Genomic DNA, 17,042 nt, shown 5'->3' with positions numbered 1-17,042 from the left:
CTCGATGTGAGGTTCGGAACGACCCCACCCACTGGACAACCAGGTTGGTTAGGCTAACCTAACTACGTCCTCGGGTTGCCGTCCCGCGAACCACGTCCCCGTATGCATCGAGAGAGAGCACCTTCATGCGCCAGGCCAGAGCACTCCCCCTCTCCCGCCGCGGTCTGCTCGCCGCGGGTGGCGCCCTCGGACTCGGAGCCCTGGTCACCGCCTGTGGCGACAACGGCGGTTCGGGCTCAGGCGGCGATGACGGCGGCGGCTCCTGGTCGTTCACCGACGACCGTAAGAAGAAGATCAGCCTCGACGGCCGGCCCCAGCACATCGTCGCCTACATCGCCGCGGCGGCCGCGCTCTACGACTTCGGCATCGAGAAGCAGATCACCGGCGTCTTCGGGCCGACCACGCTGAAGAACGGCAAGCCGGACGTCCAGGCGGGCGACTTCCCCGTCGACCGGGCCACCTCCCTCGGCAACACCTGGGGCCAGTTCAACGTCGAGAAGTACGCCTCGCTCGGCCCCGATCTGCTGATCACCAACATGTACGACCCGGGCGCGCTCTTCTACATCCCGGACGACAGCAAGAAGAAGATCCTCCAGCTCGCCCCCAGCGCCGCCATCGGCACCGGCCGGGTCTCCATGCTCGAGCCCATCAAGCGCTATGCCGCGCTGGCCGAGGCGCTCGGCGCCGACCCGAAGGCCAAGAAGGTCACCGACGCCAAGGCGCGGTTCGAGAAGGCGTCCGAGACGCTGCGCAAAACCGTTAAATCGCACCGGATCAAGGTCATGGCCTGCTCCGCCAGCGCCGACCTCTTCTATGTCTCCGACCCGAAGATCAATGCCGACCTGATCTACTTCAGCGAGCTCGGCGTCGACTTCGTCGTCCCCGAAAAGCCCGACAAGGGCGGCTACTTCGAGAGCCTGAGCTGGGAGAACGCCGACAAGTACGACGCGGATGTGCTCTTCCTCGACAACCGCACCGCGACCCTCCAGCCCGGGGCCCTGACCGCCAAGCCGACCTGGTCCAAGCTCGCCGCGGTCAAGGCCGGTCAGATCACCCCCTGGAGCAGCGAGCCGCGCTTCTCGTACGCCGGCGCCGCCCCGCTCGTCGAATCCCTCACCAAGGCCATCCAGGACGCGAAGAAGCTCAGCTGAACGGTCAGCGCGACCGGCCGGCCCGGCCTCCCCACGGCAAGCGAAGGGAAGACCCCCTGCCATGACCACCGCAGCCACCACGACCGCCACCGCCACCACCGCCATTCCGTTCCGATTCTTCGACGCGCGGGTCGTACGGACCCGCCCGCTCGGACCGTCCATGGCACGGATCACCTTCGGCGGCGCCTGTCTGAAGGACTTCACCAGCGGAGGCCGCGACCAGCGCTTCAAACTGTTCCTGCCGCACCCCGGTCAGAGTGCCCCGGTGGTCCCGGTCGAGGCGGGGGAGGGCTGGTTCGCCACCTGGCGGGCGATGGACCCGGCCGAACGCGGCATCATGCGCTCGTACACGGTGCGCCGGCAGCGCCGCGACCCGCACGAGATCGACGTGGACTTCGCGCTGCACGACGACAGCGGCCCGGCCGCCCGCTGGGCCGCGCGCGCCGAGGCCGGCGACCGCGTCACCCTGCTGGGCCCGGCCGTGGAGGACAACGGCGGTGTCGACTTCCGGCCGCCGTCCGGCACCGACTGGGTGCTGATCACCGGCGACGAGACCGCGCTGCCCGCCATCGCGGGCATCCTCGAATGGCTGCCCGCCGACCTGCCCGCCAAGGTGTGGCTCGAGGTCCAGCACGCCGAGGACATGCAGGAGCTGCGCACCGCGGCGAAAGCCGAGATCACCTGGCTGGTCCGGGACGCCGTGGCCCCCGGCACCCCGCGCTCCGCGCTGCTGCGGAACGCCGTGGGCACCACCGAACTGCCCTCCGGTACGCCGTACGCCTGGATCGCGGGCGAGGCCGGGACCGTCAAGGAGCTGCGCCGCCATCTGGTGCGCGAACGCGGCTTCGACCGCAAGGCCGTGACCTTCAGCGGCTACTGGCGCCTGGGCACCTGCGAGGAACAGCTCGTCGAGGAAGCCGTGTCGGGCACCGGCCCCGCGACCGACGACTGATCCCACGACTGACCCCAGCGCCGTACCGGACCGGATCGTCACCACCGAATCCCGCATCCGGAATCCGGAATCCGGAATCCCCACAGCTGAATCCTCATAACTGAGTCCCCACAACCGAACCGCCATAACCGAATCCCGCTACGGGACCGCGAAAGACCGACCACTGGACGACGGGCGGCCGACCCGCTCGGCGCGCCCCCACGCGCCCTGTCGCCGCGTCCAGCGCCCCCGCACGCCCATCGATCAGGCCGTCACGCCGCGGGCCGAGGGCCGCCTCTCTCCCCCGTCAGCCGCATGCCCGCGCCCTCCGCACGCCCGCATGCTCATCTCCAGAAGGGACAGACCGTGAGTTTCCTCGCGCAGACCGCTGAGGACCCGTCACCGGAGCCGATACCCGGGGCGGCGGATGGCAGGGCCCACCTGTTCAACGGCCGTACGGCGGAACGCTATCGGCGCTCCGTGACCGACGGCGTCGGCCTGGTGGCCTCAACCGTCGCCCGCACCGAGCGCCCCTTCACCGGCGTCACCCCCGCCGAGCTCGCCCCCGAGATCTCCGGAATCGACCTGGAGCGGCCGCTCGGCGATCCGGACGCCGCGCTCGAGGAGCTGGAGAGCGTCTACCTCAAGGACGCCGTCTACTTCCACCACCCGCGCTATCTCGCCCACCTCAACTGCCCCGTGGTGATCCCCGCACTGCTGGGCGAGGCCGTCCTCTCCGCCATCAACTCCTCCCTCGACACCTGGGACCAGAGCGCCGGCGGCACCCTCATCGAGCGCCGGCTGATCGACTGGACCACCGAGCGCATCGGCCTCGGCGAGGCCGCGGACGGCATCTTCACCAGCGGCGGCACCCAGTCCAATCTGCAGGCGATGCTGCTCGCCCGCGACGAGGCGTGCACGCTGGTGGAGAAGGAGGCCGCCGCGGCCGGCGAGACGGTCGCCAAACCCGCCATCCTGCCGCGGCTGCGCATTCTCACCTCCCAGGTCAGCCACTTCTCCGTCCAGAAGGCCGCCGCCATCCTGGGGCTCGGCTACGAGGCCGTTATCCCGGTCCCCTGCGACCAGGACCGCCGGATGCGGACCGTCGCCCTCGCCCATGAGCTGAACCGCTGCCGCCGTGAGGGCCTGATCGTCATGGCCGTGGTGGCCACCGCGGGCACCACCGACTTCGGCTCCATCGACCCGCTCCCCGAGATCGCCGAGCTGTGCGACCGGCACGGCACGTGGATGCATGTGGACGCCGCGTACGGCTGCGGACTGCTGGCCTCCCCCACCCGCCGCGGGCTGCTCGACGGCATCGAGCGCGCCGACTCGGTGACGGTGGACTACCACAAGTCCTTCTTCCAGCCGGTCAGCTCCAGCGCCGTGCTGGTCCGCGACCGCGCCACGCTCAGCCACGCCACGTACCACGCCGACTATCTCAACCCCGAGCGCAGCGCCCGGAACCTCATCCCCAACCAGGTCGACAAATCCATCCAGACCACCCGCCGCTTCGACGCGCTCAAGCTGTGGCTGACGCTGCGGATCATGGGCGCGGACGCCGTCGGCGCCCTCTTCGACGAGGTGGTGGACCGGGCCGCCGAGGCATGGGCCCTGCTAGACACCGATCCGCGCTACGAGGTCGTCACCGAGCCCCAGCTGTCCACGCTGGTCTTCCGCTACGTACCGCCGACCGACGGGCCGGGCGACCCGGACCTCGTCGACCGGGCCAATCTGCACGCCCGCGAGGCGCTGGCCGCCTCCGGTGCGGCGGTCGTCGCCGGAACCGTCGTCGACGGCCGTCACCACCTCAAGTTCACCCTGCTCAACCCGGAGACCTCGCTGAGCGACATCGCGTATGTCCTCGACCTCCTCGCCGAGCACGCCGGTCAGTACCTGGCCCTGCACATCGAGCCCGAACTCAGCGGCCCCCGCCACTCGCGCGCCAGTTGAGCCCCCTCACCCCGCCGGAGACCCTCGTGCCCACCCCGCACACCCATGACTTCATCGCGGTCGGGCTCGGCCCCTACAACCTGGGCCTTGCCTGCCTGACCGAGCCGATCGAGGAACTCGACGGGCTGTTCCTGGAGAGCAAGCCCGAGTTCGACTGGCATCCGGGCATGCTGCTGGACGGCGTCACCCTGCAGACCCCGTTCATGGCCGACCTGGTGACGCTGGCCGATCCCACCTCCCCGTGCTCCTTCCTCAACTACCTCAAGGAATCCGGGCGGCTGTACTCCTTCTACATCCGCGAGATCTTCTATCCGCTGCGCGCCGAGTACAACGACTACTGCCGCTGGGCCGCCGCGAAGCTCTCGTCCGTCCGCTTCGGCCACGAGGTGACGAGCGTCGAGTACGACGAGGCCGACGGCCTCTACACGGTGCGCGCCCTGCGTCCCGCCACCGGCGAGACCACCACGCACCGCGCCCGCCATCTGGTGCTGGGCACCGGCACTCCGCCGTTCCTCCCCGAGGTGTGCCGCGGCCTGGACGGCGATCTGGTGCACAACACGCACTACCTGGGGAGCAAGGAGACGCTGCAGTCCAAGGAGTCCATCACCATCGTCGGCAGCGGCCAGAGCGCTGCCGAGATCTACCAGGACCTGCTCGCCGACATCGACACCCACGGCTACCGGCTGAACTGGGTGACCCGCTCCCCGCGCTTCTTCCCGCTGGAGTACACCAAACTCACCCTGGAGATGACCTCGCCCGAGTACGTGGACTACTTCCACGCACTCCCCGAGGACACCCGCTACCGGCTGGAGGGTGACCAGAAGGGCCTGTTCAAGGGGATCGACGCCGACCTCATCAACGGCATCTACGACCTCCTCTACCAGAAGAGCGTGAGCGGCCCGGTGCCCACGCGGCTGCTGACCAACACCGCGCTCACCGACGCGGAGTACGACGATCTGTCCGGCACGTACACCCTGGGGCTGCGCCATGCGGAGCAGCAGCGGGACTTCTCGCTGACCACCCACGGGCTCGTCCTGGCCACCGGCTACCGCTACCAGGTGCCCGCCTTCCTGGACCCCGTACGCGACCGCATCCGCTGGGACGGCCACGGCCGCTTCGACGTCGCCCGCAACTACAGCATCGACACCACCGGGCGCGGCATCTTCCTCCAGAACGGCGCCACCCACGCCCACAGCCTGACCTCCCCGGACCTGGGCATGGGCCCGTACCGCAACTCGTGGATCATCCGTGAGCTGCTGGGGCGGGAGCACTACCCGGTGGAGAAGTCCATCGCCTTCCAGGAGTTCGGCGCACCGGAAGGAGCCATCGCATGACACCGTCGCCGGTTTTCGAGCACACGGACGCGCGCCTGGGCACCTTCACCCTGCGCACCCTGGACCCGGCGGCCGACGCCGGGCTGCTGCACGGCTGGGTGACCCACTCCAAGGCGTCCTACTGGATGATGCAGGGGGCGGACGAGGCGGAGGTCGCCGCCGAGTACCGCAGGATCCACGAACATCCGCACCATGACGCGTTCATCGGCCTGCACGAGGGACGCCCGGCGTTCCTGGCCGAGCGCTACGACCCGTCGCGGGTGGAACTCGAGGGGCTCTACCCCGCCCGGCCCGGCGACGTCGGCATGCACTTCCTCTGCGCGCCGACCGACACCCCGGTGCACGGCTTCACGCTGGCCGTGATCACCGTCGTCATGGAGTTCTGCTTCGCCGATCCGCATGTCCGGCGCGTCGTCGTCGAGCCCGATGTGCGCAACGCGGCGGTGCACGCGCTCAACGCGGCCGTCGGCTTCGAGATCGTCGAGCGGATCGCCAAACCCGAGAAGGACGCCTACCTCAGCGTCTGCACCCGCGAGCGGTTCGAGGCCGCCCGCACCGCCCTCGCCGCCCGCGCCGTCCAAGGAGTGACCCGATGAGCCCCCGCGACGCCGTCGCCCACCTCACCCCCGATCTGTGGGACCGGGCGGGCCGCCTCCTCATCCGCAAGGCCCTCGCCGAGTTCACCCACGAACGCCTGCTCGCCCCCGAGCCCGGCCCCGCCGGCCGCTACGCCGTGACCAGCGACGACGGGGCGGTGACCTACCGCTTCGCCGCCCAGGTGCTCTCCTTGGACCACTGGCTGGTCGAGGCGGACAGCATCACCCGCCACGACCGGACCGGCGCCGAACTCCCCCTGGACGCCCTGGACTTCTTCATCGAGCTGAGCGGGCGGCTGGGCCTGAGCGAGGACGTCCTCCCCGTCTACCTCGAGGAGATCAGCTCCACCCTCTCCGGTACGGCCTTCAAACTGGCCGCCGAACCGGTGGACGCCGCCCAGCTGGCCAAATCCGGCTTCCAGGAGATCGAGACGGGGATGACCGAGGGCCACCCCTGCTTCGTCGCCAACAACGGCCGTCTCGGCTTCGGCATCCATGAATACCTCTCGTACGCCCCCGAGACCGCGAGCCCCGTCCACCTGATCTGGCTCGCCGCCCGCCGCGACCGCTCCACCTTCACGGCCTCCGCGGACCTGGACTACGACGCCCTGATCCACTCCGAACTGAGCGAGCAGACCCGGGCCCGCTTCGCGCAGACCCTCACCGACCTCGGCCTGGACCCGGCCGACTACCACCTGCTGCCGGTGCACCCCTGGCAGTGGTGGAACAAGCTGTCGGTCAGCTTCGCCGCCGAGGTCGCCCGGCAGTATCTGGTGTACCTGGGCTCCGGCGACGACGAGTACCTCGCCCAGCAGTCGATCCGCACCTTCTTCAACACCAGCGACCCGACCAAGCACTATGTGAAAACCGCGCTGTCGGTCCTCAACATGGGCTTCATGCGGGGCCTGTCCGCCGCCTACATGGAGGCGACCCCGGCCATCAACGACTGGCTGGCCGGCCTGATCTCCGCCGACGACACCTTCCGGTCCTGCGGCTTCTCGATCATCCGGGAACGAGCCGCCATCGGCTACCACCACCGCCAGTACGAGGCCGCCACCGCGAAGGGCTCCCCGTACCGCAAAATGCTCGCCGCCCTGTGGCGCGAGAGCCCCGTCCCGACCCTGGAACCCGGCCAGCGCCTGGCCACCATGGCGTCCCTCCTCCACACCGACCCCGACGGCGCCTCCTTCGCCAGCGCCCTCATCCAGGAATCCGGCCTCACCCCCGCCACCTGGCTGCGCCGCTACCTGGACGCCTACCTCACCCCGGTGCTGCACAGCTTCTACGCCTACGACCTGGTCTTCATGCCGCACGGCGAGAACGTCATCCTGGTGATCGAGGACGGCGCCGTCCAGCGCGTGATCTTCAAGGACATCGCCGAGGAAATCGCCGTCATGGACCCCACCGCGGTCCTCCCCCCGACCGTCGAACGCATCCGCGTGGACGTCCCCGAAGACAAGAAACTGCTCTCGATCTTCACCGACGTCTTCGACTGCTTCCTCCGCTTCCTCAACGGCATCCTGGTCACCGAGGGCCTCCTGGAGGAGGACACCTTCTGGCAGACGGTCGCCGACTCCGTCCTGGCCTACCAGCGATCCGCCCCCCACCTGGCGGACAAATTCGCCCAGTACGACATGTTCACCGAGGACTTCGCCCTCTCCTGCCTCAACCGCCTCCAGCTCCGCAACAACCGGGAGATGGTCGACCTCCAGGACCCGGCGGGGGCACTCCAGCTGATCGGCACGCTGAGGAACCCGATCGCCGAGTTTCGGGCGGAGGGCTGAAGCGTCCGGTGGCCCCTCGGGTGCTCCGGGCCGGGGCTTCGGGCCAGGGGCACCCCGGGCCCGAGCCTTCGGCGGCCCGGAGCACCCGAAACGATCCAAGTGCACGACCCGCTACACTGTGGCGGTGCGACGCGGCGGCACCACCATGCCGCCCTGACGCCGGGCCTCCGTGGGGCTTGTAGAAAACTCCGTCGCTGCAGGTCAATGCGCGGCGAGCAGCATGCTTCGGAACGCTAGACCTCAGATCCGGAAACGCAGTGCGAATTGCTGCAGGTCAGACCCGGAGCTCGCAAAGCATGGCGACGGCCAGCTCCTGGCCGAGGTTCCAACCGGCCGGGCCGACGAGGCGACGAGCAGGCTTGCTGGTGCCTTCACTTGAGTGACTATCAGCCAGCTCAGCGCTTCGCTCATACAGCGGCCGTCAGCTGGCCATGACTGGAGCCCGGGCCAACCGTGAAGCATGGGTATTTCCTGTCTGAGTACACGGCGCACCGTACTGATCGTTCTGCTGTCCCATGACAGCAGAACGATCCTGCTAGATCAGTCGACAAGCACGGCGACGTGGTGGCCGCTGCGGCTTGATGTGCCGCGGGGCAGCTCAAGCGCCAAGGTGATGCGCCGATGGCAGCGACAGGACACGGCACTGCGCAACCTTCACAGGGGCGGAGTAACCGGATATCTGACGACGACCGCCTCAAGCCCAGCGGGCCCGACCACCCAAAAATACCGGGTAATGATTTTCAAGCTTTCAGAGCCGACGACACCCGGCTCAGTGCCCCCTTCTGCTCAATGGTGGCCCATTACGCAGCTCAAGCAGGCCACACGTTTCCCCCGAGAGTTGGGCCTCTTCATGGAAGGATACGTCGAAGGCTGGATTCCGGACGGCAGAATCACTCTGGACAACTGATGCACGAGGTCGGCTTGGTTTATCCGGCGGCCGAGTCGTAGAGGCCAGTGCGCACATCCGCTCCTCACGGTGTGTTCAACCGACTGGACACTCGTCACGGAAGTTCGTCGAATCTCATCTGCCCAGATGTGATCTGCTGTCGATCCGCTTCACGGGCGCTGAGCAGCGCCTCCACGTGACCCACCGTGCGTACCAAGTGTGCGTCGTAGAGCCAGTGGAGATTCCCTTCGCGCTCCAGCCGGCCGCTGACATGCACGGCGAGGTTCTCCTCGTAGGCATGAATCGCCTCGTGGTACTCGTCGTCGTCGGCCAATCGGACACGTACCTTCCGCGGCTGGCCGGTTGTCAGGTTCTCGACGCCGAACACACCGGGGCTGTCGGCCTCTTTGCGAGCCAGCAAATGCACTCTGCCGGTGACTGAAACGAACTCGGAGTGCTCTGCGGCCGCTAGCCGGTGTGCGGCCTTCCCCAGAACCGGGGCGTCACCGCCCGAGAACTCATAGCGCGATACGGGCTCGTCGAATCCGCCTGGCATCGAGGTGTCCCACTCGATGGTGATGTCGGAACCGTCCGCGTCCTCCGCGATGCCGAGAACAGCTGTCGTCATCTCGTACGAGATGCCTTCCCGCACCCCTGCGTCGAAGCCAGACAGTGATCCACTGGACCGGAAGTGGCTGATCGCCTCGACGGTCGCCGCGAGGGCCTTCATCACGCTCTCGCTGACGTCACGGCTGAGGGCCCCAGCTGCCGCTCCTACGTCGAGGACCGGAGCGCTGGTCTTGCGGAGCGGGACGGTCGATGCAGAAGGGGCCAGGGCCTTGACGATGTAGCTGCCCGGTTCGGTCTGTCCCATCAGGACCGAGTCGAGGTAGCGATTCGCGAACTGCCCGTGCTTGTTGCCGAAGTGGCGTACGGGATCCACATAGGACTTGGCACCAGCGATCAGTGTGCGGCGTGCCGAGGAGATGAGCCGCTCGCCTTCTCGCCATGAGATCAGACCGCTAGGCAGTGCTGCTTCCTTGCGGAAGCGAAACTCGTCTATGGGATCCGTGAACAGGCGTGGGGCGATTGCTCTTGCCCAGACGTTCTTGTACGCGGGAGAGCTCGCCTGGGCCAGAACACCCTGCATGAGTTCGACGTACTCCGGGGCTTCCCGGTCCAGTGGGACCACGAAGGACCCGTACCGCGCGTCCTCGACGCCGGGAGGAGCAAGCCTGTTGTAGATACCTGTGCGGCGCCCAACCATGTGCCAGCCGGTCTCGAGAAGCAGAGAGGTAAGCCGTTCCGGGTCGACACGCCACAGGTCGGCTTCGGTCGACAGTTCAGTCATTGAGCGGCTCACCCCTCTCGATCTTCGTCATGATGGCGCTCAGCGCTTCCGCGTTGAAGAGGTTCACCGTGGAGATCCGCGCATACGGCTTCTCGACGCCCTCGGGTATCTCGGATCCTTCCAAGCTTGCCCAGTAGCACGCCTGCCTGACCTCGAGGTGCGAGTGCTGGGCAGAAGTCCAGTCGAGCTGTCCTTTTGGGACGGCCATGACCACCAGCAGCGACTTGATCCCTTTGCGTGGGCGCGCCAGACGCTCCATATAGCTCCGCTGTTCGAAACGGTAGCTGAATGAAGCCGCGCTGGCGCGAGGGGAGATCTGGGTCGTGCTCTTGAGCTGGACGTAGAAGCTCGTCTCTTCTCCGAGCGGGTCGGAGGAAGGACGCACGAGCATGGCGTCCATGCCGTACATATCGCGTTCCTGCTTGATGAAGAGGCAGCCCGCGGTCGCAGCAATGCTCTGCATGTAGCCCTCTTGGAGCTGCTCCATGCAGGTTGTGAACGTACGCCGGTCTACAGGGTTGGTCCTGCCACGCGTTACAGCCTGCGTCACAGGCGCCCCCTTGCTCCGCTTCCCCCGACGAGCGCAGCATACGTTCCCCCTCCGAGCCCCAGGAAGGTCACCTGTTCGTCACGGTAGCGGCGACCTCTGACAGTCCGCCCGGTTCGGAGCCGATCACCGACTCCGGGCAGGAGAAGGGATCCCTTTCCTCGACCGGGCTACCCCGCTAGGTGATCAAAGGCTCACGGATCCGCTCTTCCCTCCGGTCCTGGAACAGCCGGGACGGCGCGCGAGGGGAAGTTCGTGCGGGGAGCCACTTCTGTCACCCGGGCTTCGGCCGGGTCCAGGGGGTGAACGTCTGCGACTGGTCGTCGAGGGCCAGTTCACCCGCGAGTCGGACGGCTCGGGTAGCCGCAGTGGGGTGAGCGACTACTGGGCATGATGATTCCCGAGTGCTGAATGCGACAGAAGGCCACCACTGGGGAAACAGTTTCCTCTTATTCAATATCTCGAACAAATGGGCGATATCTGAGATCGGACCTGACTGAAGGGCGCCACGTTGGCTTGAAAGGCATCTGGCGTTGAATCTTTTGAATGACAGACTCGCGTCGTGAATCTGACAGCCCTACGATTCCTACTCTCGCCGATCACCAGTTGGCGGGCGATACGTATGGTGCGATCTTCAGGGTGGACGCTTTCTTTTGATGCCGCATGGCGAGCCACCCGTACCGCAACCTGCCCCGATGAGCGCGTGTACCAGTCGCGCGGCCACACCTCCGACCCCTCCGCCCCACCTCGGATGCATTAGTCGCACCCTGCCCCTCGCGTCACACGCGCCCCACATTGAGGATCGGACGGTCACATTCCTTATGGAAAAACGGTTCGAATTTCCGGAATCTGCTGCTGTTTCGCGCCACCTCGGATCACCCTGCGCGCGGATCACGGGCCGGTGACGGCATGAATGGCACCTCCGTTCCCGGCCTGATAAATCGTGTTCGAGAAAGGAAAATCCGTGTCCGATGCCATGGATCTGTCCATGGTCGCCAGCAGTGCTTTGCCCGCGACTTTCACCTTCCTCTACCAGCGGTTGGAGGCGCTGCTGTCCCGGCACCGCTCCGGAGGGCCAACCGCGCCCGAAGCTACGCCCGAGGTGCCTGCGCAACTCGTCGGCACTCTGCAGCTGCCCCTGCGGGCCGACCCGGACCGGCTGAACGTGCACCTGGCGACGTTGAATGCTCTCGCCCTGAGCATGGCGCACTACCAGCGGGCCTCCGAGCAGGTCGCAACCGGTGACCCGCTGCTGGCACAGACGCTCGGCCAGGTACGTGAAGTCCTGGAGGACGTGTACGGGCAGCGCTTCACCTTCGAGGGCGAGCGCCGGGCAAAATCCGGCCCCATCACGGAGCACCGGTACGAACGAGTGTCCGGCGAGGTCATCGGGATGGAGGCACAAGACACTATCCGAGGTGGCGTCAAGGCCCTCATCGACGCGAAGTCCGTGGAACGGGGCGCGAAGGTCGTGGGCATGAAGGCCCGCGTCATCGAAGGGCGTGACTGACCCCCCGCGTCCCTCTGGTCCGTTGTCTGCCCACCATCCACGAGGAGTTCCTGTATGACCGCCCCCGTCGACGACACCGAGACCCGTATCCCCTTCGCAGCAGGACCCGGTGAGCAAGGCGCGGGCGTCTCGGCGGACGCCCAGGACGAACGGGAACCAGAGCACTCCCGCCACACCCCGGACAGTGATATCTCCGGCTTCCGGACGGAGTCCGACCCGACGGCGGCACCGGTCGGCAGCGCCCAGGCTCCTGAGACAGAGACCGGAAGGCCGAAGCAGCCGCCTTCCGAAGATCCTGGCGCCGGCACCGGGGAAGGCCCACCGGCCGCGGCGGAGCACAGTGCCGGGACGCCTGCCCAACGCGGCGCTCCGCAGGTCGATGTCCACGCGGATACGAACCAGGGCCTGATGGTGGGCCAATGGTTCGAGTCGGTCCAGCGCCACAGCGGGGCACCGCTGCCGGCCAAGTGGGTGGACCAGCAGCTCGCGAACTACCTTCCGATCGACAACGAGAAGGAAGCCGATGAACGGCTGAAGAGGGACCGGGTCCTCGTTCTTGTTGCCGACGGACTGGGAAGCGGACGTTTGACCGCCGCCCTGCGTCTGTTGCACACGAGGGACGGAGTGCGTCTGACACTGCGCCGAGTGCGCCGCGAAACCGGTGACAGCTTCAGTATGGAAGGCCTGCGGGGACACAAAGAGACCGGTTGGATCCTGGATTTGCGGGACCCGGAGGAGAGCCTCCCAGCCACCTGCGATCTGGGCCTCGAATTGTGCGACGTGGACGACCTGGAGAACGACGGCTCCTACCTGATCGTGCTCGTTGGGACCGAGCTGTGGAACCGCATCGGCCACGACGCCGGCTCACTCGCCCTGGTGCCTCAACCACCCGACGGAGTCATGCTGTTCGTTCATTACCTGACCAGGGCCGGCGTCGCGAACCCCGGCATCTGGGCCGAGGACCACCGGTTCAGCAAGGACCTTCCACGGCTGCGCCCCGGACAGATCAAGAAATGGGCAGACGCCGTCGCGCTGAGCGAATCCCAGTATCTCGCTGCCGCCGGCGGCGGAAGCGAACTGAGCAAAGAAGGCTTCGAAAAGGTCGCGCAGACAGCCGGGCATGTCCTGTCAGGCTGGATCGACGTCCTGGCAGAATGGCACTCGTTCGGCATGCGCACCAGTTACGAGCGCAACTACCTGCTCCTTGCCGCGGTGTACGACGGGGAGCCGATCGAAGGCGTACACAGGAAGATCGCCTCCCTCGCCACGCGGTTCGGAGAGAAAGGGGAGCGGGCCGAACCGCTGTCGGGTCAGCAAGGACCTGGCCTGATCCAACTGGCTCGGCAGATCGAAGCGGAGCCACTCCCGGACGGCTCCATCCGCTTCCCTGGCCCCGGCTTCGCGGAAGCGGTCGTGCGCTACTTCTGGCGTGACCGGCCGGAACTCATCGACGCGTTCACCAAATGGACCGCCCAACTGTGCCTGGAACTGAAACACCCCCAGGGGTCGCAACTGGCCGCCCGGATGGCTCCCTGGGTACTCCACCACGTCCAGGCCACCCGGAAGACACGGCTGCTGCGCCTGGTAATCACCGGATGGGCTGCGGACGAAAACCTGACCCCGCACGCGCACGAACTCCTGGTAGCCGCCAGCCTCGATCCACAGATCGGCCAAATGACCCTCAAAGCCATCGGCACATGGGGGTCCCACGCGGAGACCACCGCAGAACTCCAGAAGACACTGGCACGGGTCTTCCAGTCCCTCGCCCCCGTTCACCCCCAGAGGATGCTCCGCCGCCTGGGCGAACTCGCGCTGTCCCGCGAACCAGGAGTGGCTGAGGCCGTCGGGGAAGCCATCAACCATCTGTGGGGAGACGATCAGCTGCGCCCCAAGCTCCTCCCCATCCTGACCGGCTGGTTCGGCAGCGGTCAGGAGTCCCTCCGCAAAGCCGCCGGCAGCGCCTTCATGAATCTGGCCCTGCAACTCGACAACAGCGGCCAGCCTACGCTGCTCGGCACCAGCGGGACCCCCGTCGCCGACTGGGTGCTCGGGGGCTGGCGCGCTGTCCTGGAAGCCGACGAGCCCAGCAACCTGGCCCGCCGAGCCTGCACCGTGTGGCTGGACGCCGCAGCAGTCCACAACCACGCGACGGAACGCACCCTGGACACACTCGTACGCGCCGTCCACGAAACGGCCACCGTCGACCTGCGCGGCCAGCGCTTCTTGAACCTGGTGCGTCTTGCTGAACACTGGATGCTCCAAGGCGGCGCTCTCGACGAAGAAGGACGAAATGAGATCCGTGCGGATCTGATGCGCCGCACAAGCCTCGCGGACCCGCACCGAGCGCAAACACGCAGCGGTCCCCCAGGTGTTTAGACGCCGCACCCCACCCGCCCGCTCCGGCCCCGTCGATCTCGCCTTCACCGCCGCGAGTGCGGAGGGCGGCTACCGATTCGATGTCCACGCCACCGGCCAGTGGCTGGAGACAGGTGCGCCCTTCCACCAGAATCCGGCAGCAGCAGCCGCGTGCCATGTCCTGCACCGTGTAACCGAGTTGGCCGCCGTCTGCTCGGTCCTCTCCCATGCCGAGCTGGAGTATCGCGCGAACGCATTGCTGGGACAGCCCGCGGATCTGGCCAGCGCGAGCGTGCGCGTGCAGTGGGTCGCCGTGCACGTCCATGCCCGGCCGGAAGATCTGATCGACGCCCAGACACACGAGCGCCTGCGGGCGAAAGCACGTGCCGCTCAGGAGGAACAGCAACTGCGCGTCGCCCAGTACGTCGGCTTCCGCGACCTGCTGCGCGAGGACCCGACCATCGCGCTGGCACAGTTGCTGCTGGAGAACCCGGCCGCGTTCACTCCTCAGACGGTGAACACCATGGGCGAGATCGCCAGGCAGGTTGCTTCCCACGCGCCGGGGGCCGCGTGGGTAGAGACCGCACGCCTTCTGGAGAAGTCCTTCGGAGGGCTGCCCGCGGATGCACAGCAGTTCATCGTCGACCGTCTGTGCACGGTGCTGATGGAGTTCGGTGCCAAAGCGCCGGCTGAACGTCTGCGGACGGTGCACCGCGTCACCGAAGCCGGGGACTGCGAGGGGACAGACACCTGACTCCACGCTCCAGCAGGTCGGCCGAGACCGGGCGTCCGTTCGGACTCGTGATACTGGCCCAGCCATTCACGGTGCGCTTCCGTTCGGTGGACCGAAGCGGGCCCCCACGCCCCCGACATCAGCACCCATCTCCCATCGGCCGAACCCGTTCAATGTGCAACGACGGATGTGCTCACGCGCCTATCCGGCTACCGCCCTCATGCGGCGTCGAGGGCTGCGCCCCCACCTACGCAGCACGACAGCACACTGCCTGCTTCACCTGGAGGTGGCGTACACCAAAACTGGGCCGAACCCTCCCTGTCAGACTCTCGTGAGACATGAGGACAATCGAGTCTTCTGTTGTTAGTAGGGCGAGAACAGGATCTTTCGAGCGTGACGCTGAGCAATGCCGATCTCCTGGCCGGTGTGGCCGATGATGAGGTCGTGGGCAAGAAGAAGCGCGGTCCCCGCGCGGGCGGGCCGAAGCGGCGGACCTTCACCGCGGAGTACAAGCTGCGGATCGTGGAGGAGTACGAGCGGCTGACCGAGCCGGGCGCGAAGGGCGCGCTTCTGCGCCGTGAGGGGTTGTACCACTCGCACATCATCGACTGGAGGACCGCCCGGGACGCGGGCGCACTGGATGCGCTGGCCGCCAGGCCGTCCGGACCGACGGGCAAGAGCGCGGCCGAGAAGGAAGCCGAGCGGCTGCGGGGGGAGAACGAGAAGCTGGCCGCAGAGCTGGCCAAGTCCCAGAAGGCGCTGGCCATCCTGGGAAAAGCACACGAGCTCTTGGAACTGCTCTCCGAGAGCGAGGACTCCGAGCCCAAGCGGAGGAAGTGATCACCGAGGCGTTCGCCGCCCTGGAGTCGGTCGTCGGGATCAAGCCGGCCTGCGAGCTGACCGGCCGCTCGCGGGCCACCGTCTACCGGCAGCGCCACCCCAAGCCCCGCGTGGCCGGGCCGCGCCGGCCGCCGGCAACGCACCCGGCGGCCCTGTCCGAGCTGGAACAGGCACGGGTACTGAGCGTGCTGCGCTCGCAGCGGTTCGTGGACAAGTCCCCCGCGCAGATCTGGGCCACCCTGCTGGACGAGGGCACCTACCTGTGCTCGGTGTCCACGATGTACCGGCTGCTGCGTGAGCACGGTGAGGTCCGCGAGCGCCGCGCGCAGGCCGCCCACCCGCCCAGGACCAAGCCCGAGCTGGTGGCCACCGGCCCGAGCCAGGTGTGGACCTGGGACGCCACCAAGCTCAAGGGCCCCGACCGCGGGATGTACTACGACCTGTTCGTGATGCTCGACATCTACTCCCGCAAAGCGGTCCACTGGCTCGTCGTGCCGCGCGAATCGGCCGCACTGGCCAAGGAGTTCATCGAAGACGCCTTCCGCGCCAACGGCGGGGTCGTCCCGGACGTGGTCCACGCCGACCGGGGCACCTCGATGACCTCCAAGCCAGTCGCCCAGCTGCTCGTCGATCTGAACATCGTCCGCTCGCACTCACGGCCACGCGTGTCCAATGACAATCCGTACTCGGAAGCAAACTTCAAGACCCTGAAGTACTGCCCGGTCTTCCCCGACCGGTTCGGCTCACTGGCCGACGCCCGCGCCTTCTGCCAGCGGTTTTTCACCTACTACAACACCGTCCACCGGCACTCCGGCATCGGACTGCACACCCCCGCATCCGTCCACGACGGCACCGCAGTCACGATCCGAGCCCGGCGGGCCGACGTCCTGGCCGACGCCTACGCCACCAACCCGCACCGGTTCCGCCGAAGACCGACGCCACCCCGCCTCCCGAAGGCGGCCTGGATCAACCAACCCGCCAAGGAGAAGCATCAGGAAGAACCCGCAGCCTGACGTGTCTCACCGAAATTGACAGGCACCGCTCAGCGATGTCGAGCGTGACTTCCATCGC

At 67.3% G+C, this 17,042-nt stretch carries 13 protein-coding genes; 11 read left to right on the top strand and 2 right to left on the bottom strand.

The annotated features are described in order from the left end of the window. Nucleotides 1-125 precede the first annotated feature (125 nt). The 6 genes from CGL27_RS29000 (at nt 126) to CGL27_RS28975 (ending at nt 7,749) form a co-directional block, all read left to right on the top strand. Nucleotides 126-1,151, top strand: a complete 1,026-nt coding sequence (locus tag CGL27_RS29000) for an ABC transporter substrate-binding protein (protein ID WP_078643082.1) — start codon at nt 126-128, stop codon at nt 1,149-1,151. Between the two features lie 61 nt (nt 1,152-1,212). After that, nucleotides 1,213-2,103, top strand: coding sequence for a siderophore-interacting protein (locus CGL27_RS28995; protein ID WP_119991003.1), 891 nt, complete (start codon nt 1,213-1,215; stop codon nt 2,101-2,103). Nucleotides 2,104-2,448: 345 nt separating this feature from the next. Continuing rightward, complete coding sequence (locus tag CGL27_RS28990; RefSeq protein WP_276147883.1) at nt 2,449-4,035, top strand: aspartate aminotransferase family protein; 1,587 nt, start codon at nt 2,449-2,451, stop codon at nt 4,033-4,035. Between the two features lie 26 nt (nt 4,036-4,061). After that, on the top strand, nt 4,062-5,369 hold the full coding sequence (locus tag CGL27_RS28985) for a SidA/IucD/PvdA family monooxygenase (protein ID WP_119991001.1): 1,308 nt from the start codon (nt 4,062-4,064) through the stop codon (nt 5,367-5,369). Further along, entirely contained in the window at nt 5,366-5,965 is a 600-nt protein-coding gene (locus CGL27_RS28980; protein WP_119990999.1) for a GNAT family N-acetyltransferase, read from the top strand. Before CGL27_RS28985 ends, CGL27_RS28980 begins: the two co-directional genes overlap by 4 nt. Further along, nucleotides 5,962-7,749 carry an IucA/IucC family siderophore biosynthesis protein gene (locus tag CGL27_RS28975; protein ID WP_119990996.1) on the top strand — a complete coding sequence of 596 codons (1,788 nt, stop codon included), beginning with the start codon at nt 5,962-5,964 and terminating at the stop codon, nt 7,747-7,749. Before CGL27_RS28980 ends, CGL27_RS28975 begins: the two co-directional genes overlap by 4 nt. A gap of 1,001 nt (nt 7,750-8,750) precedes the next feature. Here CGL27_RS28975 and CGL27_RS28970 read toward each other — a convergent pair. Then, nucleotides 8,751-9,986 carry a hypothetical protein gene (locus CGL27_RS28970; RefSeq protein ID WP_119990994.1) on the bottom strand — a complete coding sequence of 412 codons (1,236 nt, stop codon included), beginning with the start codon at nt 9,984-9,986 and terminating at the stop codon, nt 8,751-8,753. Then, the gene (locus CGL27_RS28965; protein ID WP_119990992.1) at nt 9,979-10,473 is read right to left on the bottom strand and encodes a DUF4365 domain-containing protein; all 495 of its coding nucleotides are present in this window, start codon (nt 10,471-10,473) and stop codon (nt 9,979-9,981) included. The genes CGL27_RS28970 and CGL27_RS28965 overlap by 8 nt, the downstream gene beginning before the upstream one ends. Before the next feature lie 1,024 nt (nt 10,474-11,497). Here CGL27_RS28965 and CGL27_RS28955 point away from each other — a divergent pair. The 5 genes from CGL27_RS28955 to CGL27_RS28940 all read left to right on the top strand — a co-directional run bounded on the left by CGL27_RS28955 (nt 11,498) and on the right by CGL27_RS28940 (nt 16,984). Further along, the gene (locus CGL27_RS28955; protein ID WP_119990988.1) at nt 11,498-12,043 is read left to right on the top strand and encodes a hypothetical protein; all 546 of its coding nucleotides are present in this window, start codon (nt 11,498-11,500) and stop codon (nt 12,041-12,043) included. A 54-nt stretch (nt 12,044-12,097) separates the two neighbouring features. Then, nucleotides 12,098-14,419, top strand: a complete 2,322-nt coding sequence (locus tag CGL27_RS28950; protein WP_119990986.1) for a hypothetical protein — start codon at nt 12,098-12,100, stop codon at nt 14,417-14,419. A gap of 178 nt (nt 14,420-14,597) precedes the next feature. Beyond that, a complete protein-coding gene (locus CGL27_RS28945; protein WP_162953094.1) occupies nt 14,598-15,152 on the top strand; it encodes a hypothetical protein in 555 nt (184 codons plus the stop codon). A gap of 372 nt (nt 15,153-15,524) precedes the next feature. Next, entirely contained in the window at nt 15,525-15,971 is a 447-nt protein-coding gene (locus CGL27_RS53590; protein ID WP_346345718.1) for a hypothetical protein, read from the top strand. Continuing rightward, nucleotides 15,968-16,984 carry an IS3 family transposase gene (locus CGL27_RS28940; protein WP_346345717.1) on the top strand — a complete coding sequence of 339 codons (1,017 nt, stop codon included), beginning with the start codon at nt 15,968-15,970 and terminating at the stop codon, nt 16,982-16,984. Before CGL27_RS53590 ends, CGL27_RS28940 begins: the two co-directional genes overlap by 4 nt. Nucleotides 16,985-17,042: the final 58 nt, after the last annotated feature.

Origin of the sequence: Streptomyces sp. 11-1-2 (assembly GCF_003595545.1) — a bacterium.
Classification (GTDB): Bacteria; Actinomycetota; Actinomycetes; order Streptomycetales; family Streptomycetaceae; genus Streptomyces; species Streptomyces hygroscopicus_B.
This window is presented reverse-complemented; position numbering and strand designations above follow the sequence as displayed.

Coding starts and splice junctions, on each gene's coding strand:
- CGL27_RS29000 (WP_078643082.1), top strand. CDS start 126: ATGCGCCAGGCCAGAGCACTCCCCCTCTCCCGCCGCGGTCTGCTCGCC.
- CGL27_RS28995 (WP_119991003.1), top strand. CDS start 1,213: ATGACCACCGCAGCCACCACGACCGCCACCGCCACCACCGCCATTCCG.
- CGL27_RS28980 (WP_119990999.1), top strand. CDS start 5,366: ATGACACCGTCGCCGGTTTTCGAGCACACGGACGCGCGCCTGGGCACC.
- CGL27_RS28975 (WP_119990996.1), top strand. CDS start 5,962: ATGAGCCCCCGCGACGCCGTCGCCCACCTCACCCCCGATCTGTGGGAC.
- CGL27_RS28970 (WP_119990994.1), bottom strand. CDS start 9,986: ATGACTGAACTGTCGACCGAAGCCGACCTGTGGCGTGTCGACCCGGAA.
- CGL27_RS28965 (WP_119990992.1), bottom strand. CDS start 10,473: ATGGAGCAGCTCCAAGAGGGCTACATGCAGAGCATTGCTGCGACCGCG.
- CGL27_RS28950 (WP_119990986.1), top strand. CDS start 12,098: ATGACCGCCCCCGTCGACGACACCGAGACCCGTATCCCCTTCGCAGCA.